A 13,192-nucleotide genomic window follows, 5' to 3' on the forward strand; every position below is an offset into this window, starting at 1 on the left:
AATTGCATATAATGAAAGTCATTTTGAAGTAAGATAGGTGGGCTTTGTTTGAAATATTAAGGTCAAAAGATGAAACGAGTAGTGTTATACACCAGCAAAAACTGTGCGCACTGCCAGTCGGCCAAGCAGTATTTCGACAGCAAGAAAATCGCTTACCGTTTGTGCGATGTGGGTACACCAAGAGGCAGAAAAGAACACGCCTCGCTGGGTGCACGTGGCGTGCCAGTGATAAAGATTGGTGACAAAGTTCTCCACGGCTTCAACGTGAAAGCCGTGGAGAAAGCGCTGAAAGGTGATTAATTCGCCTTGGCGATGGTTGTGAAGGTTTGTCGCTGCTGCTTAATGATGTCGGCGACTTTCTCCGCAATCATAATGGTCGGGGCATTAGTGTTACCACCTACCAGCGTCGGCATAATGGACGCATCCACCACGCGTAATCCTTCCAAACCGTAGACACGAAGCTGGTTATCCACCACGGCCATTGGGTCGTCTTCCGTTCCCATTTTGCAGGTGCCAATCGGGTGATATTGGGTGTCAGCGCGGTTGCGGATGTCCTGCTCAATCGCTGCATCATCAGTGGCATCGACCGGATAAAAAGGCTTGCCTCGAATGTCTTTAAACGCGTCGCTTTCAAGCATCTGATATTGCTTCTTCCAGCCTTCAATCATCACACGCATATCATCAGGGTCGGCAAAGAAATTGGGGTCGATACGCGGTGAATCTGAAGGATTGGCACTGTTGAGTTTTACCGTGCCAATACTCTTGGGGCGAAGCAGGGTGAGGTGCGAGCAAAAACCATGGCTGGCGTGAATTTTACGGGCATGGTCGTCGACGACGCCAACGACGAAGACGAACTCTAAATCCGGCACATCAATGTCATCCGATGAACGCAAAAAGCCAATACCTTCCGCGAAATTGCTGCTCAGTTTACCTTTGCGTTCTTTCATCCACTCGGGCAGGGCTTTCGCCATTTCAACGCCCATTTGCAGCGAGACACCAAAGCTGTCGCGTTTGGCGGTACAGCGGTAAGAATGCACCAGATCGATATGATCCTGCAGGTTCTCACCCACGCCGGGAAGATCGTGAATTTGCTCTATGCCGTGGGCATTCAGATCAGCTTTCGCCCCGACACCGGAAAGCATCAGAATTTGCGGCGAACCAAACGCACCGGCTGACAGGATCACCTCTTGCTGAGAGCGGACCTGAACGCGTTGTCCTTGTTTTTCGTATTCCACCCCAACTGCTTTTTTGCCTTCAAACAGCACACGACAAGTGGTGGCATTGGTGATCACAGTCAGGTTAGCGCGCTCAAGATTGGGCGTGAGATAGGCTTTGGCAGCGCTGCAACGTTCACCGTTAAGCTGAGTAACCTGAGTCGCCATCGCACCGAATTGCTCTGCGCCGTTCACATCTGGGTTTCGGGGAACGCCAATGCTCTCGCAGGCATCCAGAAAACGCTCAATCAATGGACTTGGCGAGCGAAGCTCAGCAACGTTGAGCGGGCCACCTTTGCCATGAAACTCATCGTGGTGAACTTCGTTGTTTTCCGCTTTCTTGAAGTACGGCAAGCATTCATCATAGCTCCAGCCTTGGTTTCCCAAGCTTGCCCAGTGATCGTAATCGAAACGGTGTCCGCGGCAGTACATCATGGCATTGATTGAGCTGGAACCGCCAAGGGTTTTACCGCGCGGCTGATAACCTTTGCGTCCGTTTAATCCCGGTTGGGGAACGGTTTCAAATCCCCAGTTATTAATTTTGGTTGGCATCATTGCAACCACGCCAACAGGGGTTTGGATGAGGGCGCTGGTATCTTTGCCGCCGGCTTCGAGCAGGCAGACAGTCACTGTCGGGTCTTCGGACAGGCGGGATGCCATTACGCATCCTGCTGAACCACCACCAACCACAATGTAATCAAAGCTATCCATTTATGCGTCTCCATCATTGGAAGGGTGGAGGTCACGCTTAAGGATTTTGCCCGTTGCGGTCATTGGGAAGCTGTTACGGATAATGACGCGGCGCGGATATTTGTAATCCGCCAGTTGTTCCTTGCACCAAGCAATAATCTCGATCTCTTCGATGGTTTCAGCATCTTGCTTCAATAGTACATGAGCATGGATTTCTTCGCCGAGCCTCTCATGAGGTTCACCCACCACAGCTACCATTTCGATAGCAGGGTGACACATCATGACTTCTTCGATTTCACGCGGATAGACGTTATAGCCACCACGCAGGATCATGTCTTTCACGCGATCAACGATGAAGAGGTTGCAGTGCTCATCGAGATAGCCGATGTCACCACTCTTGAACCAGCCATCGATAAAGGTTTCTTCTGTCGGTTCTGGACGGTTGTAATAGCCTTTCATCACGCTTGGGCTTTTGATGCACACTTCACCACGCTCGCCCGTCGGGACGCTGTTTCCGGCCAAGTCGATAATTTTGATCATATGGCCACACAGCGGTTGGCCGACACTGCCGGGAAGCCTGTCGCTGTCGATATGGTTGAAAGTTGCTACAGGTGCGGTTTCAGACAAGCCATAGCCTTCGAGAATGGGAAGTTCAAAGGTCGCTTCAAACTGGCGCAACACTTCAACAGGCAGAGAGGCACCGCCAGAAATGCCCAGTCGCAGACTCTGGCGCACTTTCTCGGCTTTCTCAGCACAGGCTTCGCTGGCACGTTGCAGGGCGATATACATGGTTGGAACGCCAGCAAATACAGTCACCCGATGTTCGATGATTTGTTCAATCACGCTGGCAGGTTCAAAGCGGGGCACCAGCACCACAGTCGCGCCAGTCAGTATGCTGGCATTCATCATCACGGTTTGCCCGAAGCTGTGGAACAGTGGCAGTGCCGCCATGGTGGTGTCGCTGCAATCCAAACGCATCAGGTTCTGCGATGCCATGGCATTGGTCATCATATTGGTGTGGGAAAGCTCAGCACCTTTGGGCTGGCCTGTGGTGCCAGAGGTATAGAGGATAACCGCCGTATCATCGCCTTGTCTGGAAACCGCTTCAAATGGCTGTGAAGGTTCTGACAGCCAGACTTGAAGGGAATGGGCTGACGATTCATTTCCCGGCATGGACACAAAGTGTTCGCAGCCTTCCGCGTGCTTAAACCCTTCCTGGCCAAAAGTGCCCATGGGCAATTCTTCCGTGCCATCAAAACAGAGATAGGCTTTAGCGTCAGAATCATTCAGGTGATAGGCAATCTCGCGGGGTTTGAACAACACGTTCATCGGTACTACCACGCAGCCTGCTTTTAGTATGCCGTAATAAGCGATGGGGAAGTAGGGGATATTGGGACAGGAGAGGGCTACTTTGTCGCCCGGTCCCAAGCCGAGTGAAACTAGGTGGTGGGCGACGTTGGCGGCGAGTTTGTCGAGCTGTTCGAAGGTGAACGCGGTGTCGGCCATTCGAACAGCAACTTTATCGGAAAAGAGCGCCGCACTGCGCTCCAGATTGACAGCAAGATTGTGCATCCCTTGTACTCCTTATCGTCCTTTTTAGTTTGCCTTGTTTTTATCGAGCGCTATCGTCCAGAAGCGATGTCTGGGGTTTCAATAGCGGCGTTGGCATTGTCTTGTGTGGAAAGCATGGGATCGGGTTTGCCGATGAATAGTCGCATCACCAGTCTTTGCGCGAGGTTGCCATATGGCGGCGCGAACAGGCTGATTGGGAACCAGCGGCGCATCTGCAAAACGGTCCGGGCATGGCTAAGTTCGCGAAAGCCTTCTTCGCCGTGATAATTGCCAATGCCAGAGTTACCAATGCCACCAAATGGCACAGCATGGTTCAGGGCATGCCAGCCCCAATCGTTGATAGTGACGCCGCCGCTGTGGGTGCGCTCAAGCATCCATTCCCGACGTTCTTTATCATGACTGAACAGGTAGCAAGCCAGTGGTCTTGGACGGTTGGTGATGTAATCAGCGACCTCTTCAAGGCTGTGGTAGCCATGAACTGGCAGCAGGGGTCCGAAGATTTCTTCCTGACAAATCCGCATGTCCGGCGACAGGTTGGTTGCAATGTGTAGCGGCATTTTGCGTTTATCGTTGTCATCGCGACATTTGACGATGTTGGCACCTTTGGCTTTGGCGTCTTCAACGAGTGCCTGAAAGCGTTCGAACTGGGCGTCATCAACCAAGGATGTGCAATCAGCGTTGCCCGCGATACCTGAATACATCTTGTCGTAAGCGCGGCATAGCGCTTCAACAAAGGCATTCACTTTTTCGTTTGGCACGAACGCATAGTCCGGTGCGATACAGATTTGCCCGGCATTAAAACTCTTGCCGTGGGCAATGCGGTTGGCTGCTTGCTGGATGTCGTAATCATCAAAGATCACCGCAGGGGATTTTCCACCCAGCTCAAGGGTGACTGGCGTGAGGCTCTTTGCTGCGTTCGCCATGATGATCTTTCCGCTGTTTGGCGATCCGGTAAAGACTAGATGATCAAACGGCAGGTGACTGATTTCCATTGCCTGAGGATGATCGCCCGGCACAACGCAAACACGATCTTCTGAATAGATTTCCGCCAGCATGGCTTTCAATGCGGAGGTGGTTTTTGGGCAGTTCGGCGGCATTTTGATCATGCAGCGGTTGCCCGCTGCGAGCGCGGTGATCAAGGGACCCAAAGAGAGATAAAGCGGGAAATTCCACGGGCAGATAATGCCAATCACCCCTTTCGGCTGGTAACGAAGTTCAAGTTTGTTGCCTTTGAACAGCCATTCCGTTGGGCGGCGTTTCGGACGCATCCAGCGGCGAAGGTGACTTTGTACGTGATTGATGTCGAGGATCGGCCCCAGCACATCTGCCATCAGAGATTCAGAATGGCTGCGGCCACCAAAATCTTCACTCATGGCCTGAGCCAACACGTTCTGATAACGGCGAAGCTGGGTTTTCAGCGCGGAAAGCTGTGCTTTTCTATCTTCCAGTGTGGGCTGGGTATCTTGCTGATAGGCTGATTTCAGCGCGTAAAACCACGTCTCTAATTCACTAAGCGCAGTGTGTGGGGAGAAAGGTGCGGTACTGCTTTGACTGTTCATGCCCGAATTCCTGATGGTTTTGTCATTTACCATTCGATTACAGCATCGGATCAAACTCCCGAACAGGTGCCAAAAAGACAAAATCCGGTGATATTCGGACAAAATTGCGGTATTTATAGACCTATCACTGTTTCCGGTGACGAGCAGCTTGGGGAAGCGCCATGAAGTACACTGCGGTTTATGAGCCAGACATGAAGTCCTGTGGCGTGTTGGATTTGCAGCTTTTAAGCCGTTATCTGCAAGATCGCGTGCCGATGGAAACCCTTCTTGAAGGAACCGGATTGCAACAAGACAGGCTTTACGCGCCTGATACCCACATTACCCTGATGCAAAAACTCGCTACCTTCAGCAATGCCATCAACAACACCTCAGAGCCGGGGCTCGGGTTGAAGGTCGGTCAACAGGCGAGGTTTAGCGACTTTGGCGTCCTGGGCTACGCCGTATTCAGCAGCAATACTTTGCTTGACGCCTTGATGATGGGTTTCAAATACCTTCGCTTGGCGGGACCCGTGCTCAAGAAAACCATGTGGGTGGAAGACGATGTCGGCTACTTCCGTGCTGATCAGCTGGTGGAGCTGGATTCATTGCTGCCGTTTTGTTCTGAATATTGGTTTGCGGCGATCTTGAGCTTGTGTGAAGAGGTGATTCAGCAACCGTTCCCTTCCAAAGCCATTTATTTTCCCTTCCCTGAGCCGGAATATGCCGAACTCTATGAAGAAACCTTTCACTGCCCGGTTTATTTCAATAGCAAACACCTTGAATGGCATTTCGACGCTACCAAGCTTTATGAGCCGCTGCCAACGGCGAATCCGATGACGCTGAGTATGTGTCTTAAATCCTGTGATGAGATGCTGGAGAAAGTCTCGGGTGCGCTGACGTTGAATGAAAAAATTACCCAGATGTTGTTGGAAAACCCCGGTCGGTATCCGTCGATTGAAGTGGTTTCTTCAGAGCTGGGTATGTCTTCCCGAACACTCCGCCGCCACCTGAAAAATGAAAACACCGGGTTTCAGGACATTTTGGATCATGTGCGGTTCAGTCTTGCCCGCCACTACCTGCGCTCAACCCAAATCAGCATTGAAGATATTTCCGAGCGGGTGGGTTTTTCAGATCCCGCTAACTTCCGTCATGCATTTCGTAAGTGGAGTGGCGCTTCGCCGCGAGATTATCGAAACCAACTTTGCGCCTGATTCAGTGAAGGGAAGATGCTGACATCCAAATGTCACTTTACATATGAAAAAACATATATACAGTGTGCAGGGTGAACAACGACCTGGTGAATATGAATGATTTCTCCCGTTAATTTCTACAAATGCTTAGCTGATGAAACCCGTCTGAAAACCCTTATGTTGCTGCAACAGGAAGGGGAGCTTTGTGTGTGTGAGTTGATGGAAGCGCTCGAAGAAAGCCAGCCAAAAGTATCCCGTCATCTTGCTCAATTGCGTAAATGCCAACTGCTGACCGATCGCCGTCAGGGCCAGTGGGTGTTCTACAGCATTTCCAGTGCATTGCCAGCGTGGGCGAAAGAGGTGCTTGCCGTGACGACCGATTCTAATCCGGTTTTCCTGCAAGAATGTATGACCCGCCTATGCAAAATGGGCGATCGCCCAGAGCGCGTTTCTACCTGCTGTTAAGAGTAGAGAGCCAGGATGATGGTGTTTTTATGGCTCAATATATATGAAATTTCATATATTAAAATGACTTAGGACTGAATGATGGGGATGTTTGAACGCTACCTTTCCGTGTGGGTAGCAGTGTGTATTGGTGCGGGTGTACTGCTTGGAAATCTTGTTCCTTCTGCTTTTGAAGTGGTGGCTAATCTGGAATTTGCACACGTAAATCTGGTGGTTGCGGTACTGATTTGGGTGATGATCTTCCCGATGATGGTTCAGGTCGATTTCTCCGCCATCAAAGACGTGGGCAAAAAGCCAAAAGGCCTCGCGCTGACGCTGGTGATCAACTGGTTAGTGAAGCCTTTCACCATGGCAGCGTTGGGCTGGTTGTTTTTCAAAGGCATCTTTGCAGATTGGGTTGATCCTCAAAGTGCAAGCGAATACATCGCGGGCATGATTCTTCTTGGTGTGGCGCCTTGTACCGCCATGGTTTTTGTATGGAGCCAACTCACCAAAGGAGATGCCAATTACACTTTGGTTCAGGTGTCAGTGAATGACCTCATTATGGTGTTTGCTTTCGCCCCTATCACGGCATTCTTGCTGGGTGTGACAGATATTCAGGTGCCTTGGGAAACCTTGATTCTCTCCGTTGCCTTGTATGTTGTTCTTCCGCTGGTCGCAGGCGCTTGGGCACGTAAACACTTGCTGGCAAAAGGTGAGGAAAAACTGCAAAGCTTCCTGACGGCTGTGAAACCTTGGTCTATTGTGGGTTTGCTGGGCACCGTTGTTCTGTTGTTTGGCTTTCAGGCGCAGACTATCGTCAGTCAGCCCCAAACGATTTTGTTGATTGCGATACCTCTGCTTATTCAAACTTACGGCATCTTCGCGATCGCTTACGGCGCAGCCAAATGGCTCAAACTTCCTCACAACGTTGCAGCTCCTGCTGGGATGATTGGTACGTCTAACTTCTTTGAGCTGGCTGTCGCGGTCGCGATTTCGTTGTTTGGTTTGCATTCAGGCGCAGCACTAGCAACGGTTGTGGGCGTGCTCGTGGAAGTCCCTGTGATGCTCTCTCTAGTGTGGTTTGCAAACAGAACAACCCACTGGTTTGAGCCAGCAAAGGCGTAGGGTCTGTTGATCCTAGCATCCAAATAACAAAGCCCGCATTTGCGGGCTTTGTTGATTAGATAGGTGTCTAATTATTGCAGGTTACCGTCAGCGTCGTAGAAACGTTGTGTGCTGTACTCTTCCAGAGGGAGTTTGCTCAATGTGCCAACCGCTTCTGCATAGTCAACGAAAGACTTCGCGTAGTCGAGGTAAGTGTCTACTGCACGACCATCGTCAGTCACGTCGCCGAACACAAAGTAACCGTCACGGCCTGCGCTCACGAAGCTGTTAGTCACTACTTGAATGTTCGCTTCAGTGCTTGTCGTATCCAGCGTCATCCAATCACCAGCAAGACGAGAGTTGATTTCGATATTGGTGACACGCTCTCCGAATGCTTTTGACGTATTCACATCAAAACGCAGACCCGACGCATAGGGGTAAGCACCGCTTGAACCGTCTGGGCTCAGGGCGTAATCCACGCCTTGCTCCAGTGCCAGTTTGATTTCAGCACCACTCATGTTCAGGTTAACCAAGGTGTTCGCAAATGGCAGCAGCTGGTAAGCCGTTGCGATAGTCACTTCACCCATTGGCACGTCGATACGCACACCGCCCGCGTTTTGAATGGCGACATCAGCTTCCAGACTTTGCAGCATGAAGGCTTTCGCGACCAGGTTAGAAATGTCAGAACCGTTAGACTGGGTTTCTGTCACGTCACATAGTGAGCTGCGGCCTTGGCCAGGGATGCGCTCAAGACAAAGATCAGAGGTCGCATTTGCAATCACTGTCTGGGTTTCTTCTTCGATGCGTTGCGTGTAGGTATCCAGCAGAGTTTGGGTTTCTGTATCGCGTTCAACAATACCCAGAACTGGGTTCGCGTCGATATCGGCATAAACCGCTTCACGGTCAGCGCCTTCCAGCTCTACGCGGTCGCCTTCGGCGTTACGGCGTTTGAAGGTGTCACCCAGCAGCAGGTGCGGAGTACCTGAACATTCTTCAACAACACCTTTGCGGTCAAAGCTAATATCCAGCTCACCCACAACAGACGCATATTGCCATGCTTGCGCCACACAAACTGGGTCGCCATCTTTGTTGGTCACCACGGTTGGATAGTCGCCAGCGCTGTTCAGGCCAACAGAATCGAAATCGCCCAGAAGCGTGTGAGAGTCACCACCGATGATCACGTCAACACCAGACAGGCTCTTTGCCAGCTCCAAATCGTTACCGTATTGGTAGTGAGTCAGCAGAACAATCTTGTTCACGCCTTTCTTCTTCAGTTTGTTGATGAATTTCTGCGCGGTTTTGGTTTCATCCAAGAACTCAGTGGTTGCATCTGGGTTCGAAGAATTCTTGGTTTTGGTGGCGATATCAATACCGATAATACCCACTTTCTGACCGTTGAATTTCTTAACAACGAAAGGACGGAACGAATCCCACTTGCCTTGAGGTGTCAGCGGAGAAACGCCAACTTCTGGGCGAACGTTTGCAGCTACCACACGGGTATTACAGTCACCGCTTGCCAGCTGATCCAGGAAGGTTTTCAGGCCCGCATCGCCGTCATCAAATTCATGATTACCCAGTGCGAATGCATCGAAACACACCTGGTTCATCATGGCTGCGTCTGCTTCACCGCCAAACAGGGTGTAGTAGAGGTCGCCAGTGATGGCATCACCCGCGTGTAGTTTCAAAACGTTCTGTTTCGCTTCGTCGATTTCGCGGATTTTGGTCACAACGCGCGGGAAACCACCCACTTCAACGCGTGTGTTTTCACCACCGACAGTGATGTCGAAACCGTCATCAGCTTCCAGGTGTGAGTGGTGGTCATTGATATGCGCGATAGTGAGATCCATTGGACGCTCAAAGCAGCCCGTGAGCGGGAGAGACAGCGCTGCGACAGCGGCTGCAAGAACTTTGGTTTTCATTCTTCGTTCCTTCCTTAGTGAAGATAGCGTTTTCTTTAGCGGGCACTAAGCTATTGGCGCTATGTGTCACTCAAGTAAAGAAAAAATGACAAAACGAAGATGACGCAAGGGTGAGACGGATTCTGAGTAGAGTGCTTTCAAAGGGTGTTAGGAACTAGCGATAAGAGATTCATATGAGATTGTGGTGCTAAACCCCGAAATACACGGCTACAGTGACAATCAAAAATGCTATCCAGGAGAGGTGCTTGCCTTTAGAGCCGACAAGTGCAATAACGAAATGAATAAAGAAGGTGATAACAATGATTGTTGTAATGAGGGAGACATCAACCGTTGGGAGAGACAGGGCGATGATAACGCCTGCAAAACCCAGCCAGGCGATAGAAGTGACATGCCAAGCGAAGCGCAATGTCCGCTTTGTAAAATCATCACTCCCAAATAACTTGGGCAAGTTATCCCTTCTGAAAAGACGTTGCAGAATATAGCGTTCGCCCAAGTAGGAGTGAGCGGCTGCCAGACAGACAAGAAGAATCACAGCGATTAAAACCAGATAGTTCATGCTCTTTTTCCTTTTATCCTTACCTTAGTCACGAACGCTTTTTTACTTTCTCATTACTCTGCTCATTCGAACAGTTTTCCAGTGCTGAGGATCTGTAGATTAAACCTTCACCACTTTCCACGAGCCTCGGCATGGGGCGTTTGATACCTTCCATTCGCCATCAATTTGACCGTTTAGCGCCGTCCCTTTGAAATCGTAACCCCAGCGCTCGTTATCGCTGTAGAGTTCAAGCTTTCCATCATCGGCAATCCAGCCTTTCAGCAGGGTGTTGTTATACATCAGGCGAAGGGAGACTTTACCGTCTTCTATGCTTCCGAGAATGCGGGTTTCGAGGCAGATATTGTCGCCGCTGATATCAATACGTTTACCTTCCCACTGGCCGTCGAAGTTTGATGAGGCCTCAAAGGCGGGAGCTTCAGGGAGAGCTTGTGCATAGTTAATGCGTTCTCTTGGTTCTCGGTTTGCTTCTGAGTAGATGATAAAAGCGGTGAGGCCGATAGCAGCAGCGATGATTAGTTTCTTCATGGTCATGAGCCCGTTTTTAACACACTGAGTGGTTGTGGTTTGAGAGTAATGGGGGGATGTTAACGTTTGCTAGTGAAGACGCAGGGGACAGGGCGTAAAAAGGCGAGCGACATCCAACTAGATCGTTGATTATAATTCATTTATTTGATGTTGGAGCAGGATGTAACACATGCCAGATATAAACTTCGCTTCGTCTAAAATTCGATAAAATCTATTGGTAAAGTCAGTGATAGGATGTCGAAAAATCCATTGAGGAGTTGAAGATGGTTTCCCGTTTATTTGTCTATGGAACGCTGGCACCGGGGCGTCCGAACGAACATATATTGGCAATGGTTCCAGGTACTTGGGAACCTGCGTCGGTAAAAGGAAAATTGCTGCAGGAAGGTTGGGGTGCAGAGCAAGGTTACCCTGGTATTGTGTTGGAAGAAACGGCAGAGAAAGTAGAAGGGTTTATCTTCAGTTCTGAAGCGTTGCCAGCGCATTGGAAACGCTTAGATGAGTTTGAAGGTGAAGGATACCAGCGAGTATTGACGCAAGCAGCCTGCGAAAGTGGCAATATGGTCGATGCTTACGTCTACGCCTTGAGATAGCGTATTTTGGCATTCTGAGTACAAAAAAGGGCAGCACTTGCTGCCCTGATATTTAGGTGATTACGCAACCATCAATGCGCTTGTTTGATGAACAAATTCTGCGATATCACCTTTTATAGACGTCGCTTTAAACCCCAACTCTGGCGGCGTAGAGGCATTATCCATATTCACCCTGACCAAACTTGCATTCGGAAAGGCATGGGTGATTTGCTCCATGGGAATTCGGATAACGGTTGGCGTGTTAAAGCCTGAACCTAAATCCAGCACCACGACCTTCTTCTCTCGGATGTTATCCAGCCATTGGATCAAAGCTTGTCGCTCGTCTTCATGCACGGTGTCGATAAATGAACCGTCGACGCGGGCATGAATGAACATGTCTTCGCCACAGTTTGGGCATTTTGGCACACCTTGCTCTGATGTCAGCACCTGTTCGACAGGATCAAAATAGGGCTCCATGCGATCGAGGAAGGGTTTAATGTCCCACACTTCCTGTGAACAGGGTTTGGTGCACTGAATTTTCCCGTAGTCGCCCTGCGGTGCGTAAAAACGTTCGCGGGCAAATCCACTTTTGTAGAACAGACCATCCACATTGGAGGTCATTACAAAGTAGTCTTTGTCGCGCACGAGATCATACAAAGCTTCATACAGCGGGTTCGCGCCCTGAGAAAAATACACGTATTCCAGATGGACTTTGTAGTAGCCCCATTGCTCCTGTTGCGACCAGTAGGGATAACCCATGAGCTCGTATTGGGCGTTGAAGCCTTTCTTTTTCCAGCCAGGGTACACTTCGGCGAACTTGTCGCGATCAAGGTAATTGATCCCCGCAGCTGCCGTCAGCCCGGCACCTGCACCAATCAAGATCGCATCGGCGTCTTTGATCAGAGTGGAGACATTTCTCAATGTTTGAAGATTCAGTTTTTGCATACAAACTCCTCCAGTTCTGATTGGTAAACATCGTAATCCCGCTGACTGAACACATTAAAAACAACCGTATCCAGTTTGCCGGGGTTGGCTTTCAGCCAGTTAGCGACGGTGTTAATCGCCACGGGTGTTGCCTGTTCAATCGGGTAGCCAAACACACCGGTAGAAATCGCACAGAAGGCCACACTACGTGCATCTTCGACTTCCTGAGTAATATCCAGAATGTGCTGATAGCTGGCGGCGAGTAATTGCTTGCTCTCTTTAGTCACACTGCCTTGTACAATCGGCCCAACTGTGTGGATAACGTATTTTGCTGGCAGGTTGTAACCCCGCGTAATCTTGGCTTCGCCTGTTGGTTCTTCTCCACCTTGAAGCTGGATGATGACATCGCAGTCTTCACGCAATTGAACCCCTGCTCGATTGTGAATCGCGTTATCAATGCATTTGTGCTGGGGCAGAAAACACCCGAGAAGCTGGCTATTAGCGGCATTGACAATTGCGTCTGCCTTCAGTGTGGTGATGTCTCCGCGCCAGAGCACTACCTTCGTATCACCGATTTTTAGAAATGGCGCTAATTCGCTGACATCCGTGATTGATTGGCTTTGGCACTCTGCAGATAGCAGGGTATCCAGCGCGCTTTTACCGTTGTCACTCAAGTAACCTGGAGGAAGAACAGTAATGGCGGAGTCCAGCAGAGTGCGTTGCTCGTCGGAATCCAACTCACGAACGTCAGTGATGCCAGATTTTTTCAGAACGGGTGTCAGTTCCTGCAATACTCTGAGCACCAACGCAGGGTTCGTCAGACCTTGCAATGGAGTAGGGACATACGGGCGATGGAGCGATATGCGATCGGCGTAGTCGCTGACAGTTAATTTTCTCATGCTGGCCTCCGAATAACTGAGGCCACGTTTGTGGCCTCATGATGG

The 13,192-nt window shown here is 50.2% G+C and carries 13 protein-coding genes; 5 read left to right on the forward strand and 8 right to left on the reverse strand.

All coding sequences use genetic code 11. The annotated features are described in order from the left end of the window. The first annotated feature begins 69 nt into the window (after positions 1 to 69). A complete protein-coding gene (locus tag G5S52_RS12160) occupies positions 70 to 300 on the forward strand; it encodes a glutaredoxin family protein (RefSeq protein ID WP_165013860.1) in 231 nt (76 codons plus the stop codon). Here G5S52_RS12160 and G5S52_RS12165 read toward each other — a convergent pair. Genes G5S52_RS12165 through G5S52_RS12175 form a run of 3 tightly spaced genes read right to left on the reverse strand, consistent with a single transcriptional unit; the run spans position 297 to position 5,035 of the window. Continuing rightward, positions 297 to 1,925 (reverse strand): GMC family oxidoreductase, encoded by a 1,629-nt coding sequence (locus tag G5S52_RS12165; protein ID WP_165013862.1) that lies wholly within the window; start codon positions 1,923 to 1,925, stop codon positions 297 to 299. The genes G5S52_RS12160 and G5S52_RS12165 overlap by 4 nt on opposite strands. Further along, the gene (locus G5S52_RS12170; RefSeq protein ID WP_165013863.1) at positions 1,926 to 3,476 is read right to left on the reverse strand and encodes a long-chain-fatty-acid--CoA ligase; all 1,551 of its coding nucleotides are present in this window, start codon (positions 3,474 to 3,476) and stop codon (positions 1,926 to 1,928) included. Positions 3,477 to 3,526: 50 nt separating this feature from the next. Then, positions 3,527 to 5,035 carry a coniferyl aldehyde dehydrogenase gene (locus G5S52_RS12175; RefSeq protein WP_165013865.1) on the reverse strand — a complete coding sequence of 503 codons (1,509 nt, stop codon included), beginning with the start codon at positions 5,033 to 5,035 and terminating at the stop codon, positions 3,527 to 3,529. Between the two features lie 161 nt (positions 5,036 to 5,196). On the opposite strand from G5S52_RS12175, the gene G5S52_RS12180 reads away from it, so the two are divergent. From G5S52_RS12180 to arsB, 3 genes are all read left to right on the forward strand, one after another. Beyond that, complete coding sequence (locus G5S52_RS12180; RefSeq protein WP_165013867.1) at positions 5,197 to 6,225, forward strand: AraC family transcriptional regulator; 1,029 nt, start codon at positions 5,197 to 5,199, stop codon at positions 6,223 to 6,225. Between the two features lie 96 nt (positions 6,226 to 6,321). Continuing rightward, positions 6,322 to 6,669, forward strand: coding sequence for a metalloregulator ArsR/SmtB family transcription factor (locus tag G5S52_RS12185; protein WP_205743883.1), 348 nt, complete (start codon positions 6,322 to 6,324; stop codon positions 6,667 to 6,669). A gap of 81 nt (positions 6,670 to 6,750) precedes the next feature. Continuing rightward, positions 6,751 to 7,776, forward strand: coding sequence for an ACR3 family arsenite efflux transporter (arsB, locus tag G5S52_RS12190; protein ID WP_165014016.1), 1,026 nt, complete (start codon positions 6,751 to 6,753; stop codon positions 7,774 to 7,776). A 71-nt stretch (positions 7,777 to 7,847) separates the two neighbouring features. On the opposite strand, the gene nadN is transcribed toward arsB, so the two are convergent. The 3 genes from nadN to G5S52_RS12205 all read right to left on the reverse strand — a co-directional run bounded on the left by nadN (position 7,848) and on the right by G5S52_RS12205 (position 10,755). Continuing rightward, positions 7,848 to 9,674 carry an NAD nucleotidase gene (nadN, locus tag G5S52_RS12195; protein WP_165013869.1) on the reverse strand — a complete coding sequence of 609 codons (1,827 nt, stop codon included), beginning with the start codon at positions 9,672 to 9,674 and terminating at the stop codon, positions 7,848 to 7,850. Between the two features lie 187 nt (positions 9,675 to 9,861). After that, positions 9,862 to 10,230 carry a hypothetical protein gene (locus tag G5S52_RS12200; protein WP_165013871.1) on the reverse strand — a complete coding sequence of 123 codons (369 nt, stop codon included), beginning with the start codon at positions 10,228 to 10,230 and terminating at the stop codon, positions 9,862 to 9,864. A 99-nt stretch (positions 10,231 to 10,329) separates the two neighbouring features. Beyond that, positions 10,330 to 10,755, reverse strand: a complete 426-nt coding sequence (locus G5S52_RS12205) for a hypothetical protein (protein ID WP_165013873.1) — start codon at positions 10,753 to 10,755, stop codon at positions 10,330 to 10,332. A gap of 263 nt (positions 10,756 to 11,018) precedes the next feature. Here G5S52_RS12205 and G5S52_RS12210 point away from each other — a divergent pair, with 263 nt between their 5' ends. Then, positions 11,019 to 11,345, forward strand: a complete 327-nt coding sequence (locus G5S52_RS12210; protein ID WP_165013874.1) for a gamma-glutamylcyclotransferase family protein — start codon at positions 11,019 to 11,021, stop codon at positions 11,343 to 11,345. A gap of 60 nt (positions 11,346 to 11,405) precedes the next feature. Here G5S52_RS12210 and G5S52_RS12215 read toward each other — a convergent pair whose 3' ends face one another. Both G5S52_RS12215 and G5S52_RS12220 read right to left on the reverse strand, forming a co-directional pair. Next, positions 11,406 to 12,269, reverse strand: a complete 864-nt coding sequence (locus G5S52_RS12215; protein WP_165013876.1) for an SIR2 family NAD-dependent protein deacylase — start codon at positions 12,267 to 12,269, stop codon at positions 11,406 to 11,408. After that, entirely contained in the window at positions 12,257 to 13,147 is an 891-nt protein-coding gene (locus G5S52_RS12220) for a protein-ADP-ribose hydrolase (RefSeq protein ID WP_165013878.1), read from the reverse strand. The genes G5S52_RS12215 and G5S52_RS12220 overlap by 13 nt, the downstream gene beginning before the upstream one ends. Between the last annotated feature and the right edge of the window lie 45 nt (positions 13,148 to 13,192).

The organism is Grimontia sedimenti (assembly GCF_011045095.1).
Lineage (GTDB): Bacteria > Pseudomonadota > Gammaproteobacteria > Enterobacterales > Vibrionaceae > Enterovibrio > Enterovibrio sedimenti.

Bases quoted from the DNA above. Each gene is read 5' to 3' on its own strand.
- G5S52_RS12160 (WP_165013860.1), top strand. From the start codon at position 70: ATGAAACGAGTAGTGTTATACACCAGCAAAAACTGTGCGCACTGCCAG.
- G5S52_RS12165 (WP_165013862.1), bottom strand. From the start codon at position 1,925: ATGGATAGCTTTGATTACATTGTGGTTGGTGGTGGTTCAGCAGGATGC.
- G5S52_RS12170 (WP_165013863.1), bottom strand. From the start codon at position 3,476: ATGCACAATCTTGCTGTCAATCTGGAGCGCAGTGCGGCGCTCTTTTCC.
- G5S52_RS12175 (WP_165013865.1), bottom strand. From the start codon at position 5,035: ATGAACAGTCAAAGCAGTACCGCACCTTTCTCCCCACACACTGCGCTT.
- G5S52_RS12180 (WP_165013867.1), top strand. From the start codon at position 5,197: ATGAAGTACACTGCGGTTTATGAGCCAGACATGAAGTCCTGTGGCGTG.
- G5S52_RS12185 (WP_205743883.1), top strand. From the start codon at position 6,322: ATGATTTCTCCCGTTAATTTCTACAAATGCTTAGCTGATGAAACCCGT.
- arsB (WP_165014016.1), top strand. From the start codon at position 6,751: ATGGGGATGTTTGAACGCTACCTTTCCGTGTGGGTAGCAGTGTGTATT.
- nadN (WP_165013869.1), bottom strand. From the start codon at position 9,674: ATGAAAACCAAAGTTCTTGCAGCCGCTGTCGCAGCGCTGTCTCTCCCG.
- G5S52_RS12200 (WP_165013871.1), bottom strand. From the start codon at position 10,230: ATGAACTATCTGGTTTTAATCGCTGTGATTCTTCTTGTCTGTCTGGCA.
- G5S52_RS12205 (WP_165013873.1), bottom strand. From the start codon at position 10,755: ATGAAGAAACTAATCATCGCTGCTGCTATCGGCCTCACCGCTTTTATC.
- G5S52_RS12210 (WP_165013874.1), top strand. From the start codon at position 11,019: ATGGTTTCCCGTTTATTTGTCTATGGAACGCTGGCACCGGGGCGTCCG.
- G5S52_RS12215 (WP_165013876.1), bottom strand. From the start codon at position 12,269: ATGCAAAAACTGAATCTTCAAACATTGAGAAATGTCTCCACTCTGATC.
- G5S52_RS12220 (WP_165013878.1), bottom strand. From the start codon at position 13,147: ATGAGAAAATTAACTGTCAGCGACTACGCCGATCGCATATCGCTCCAT.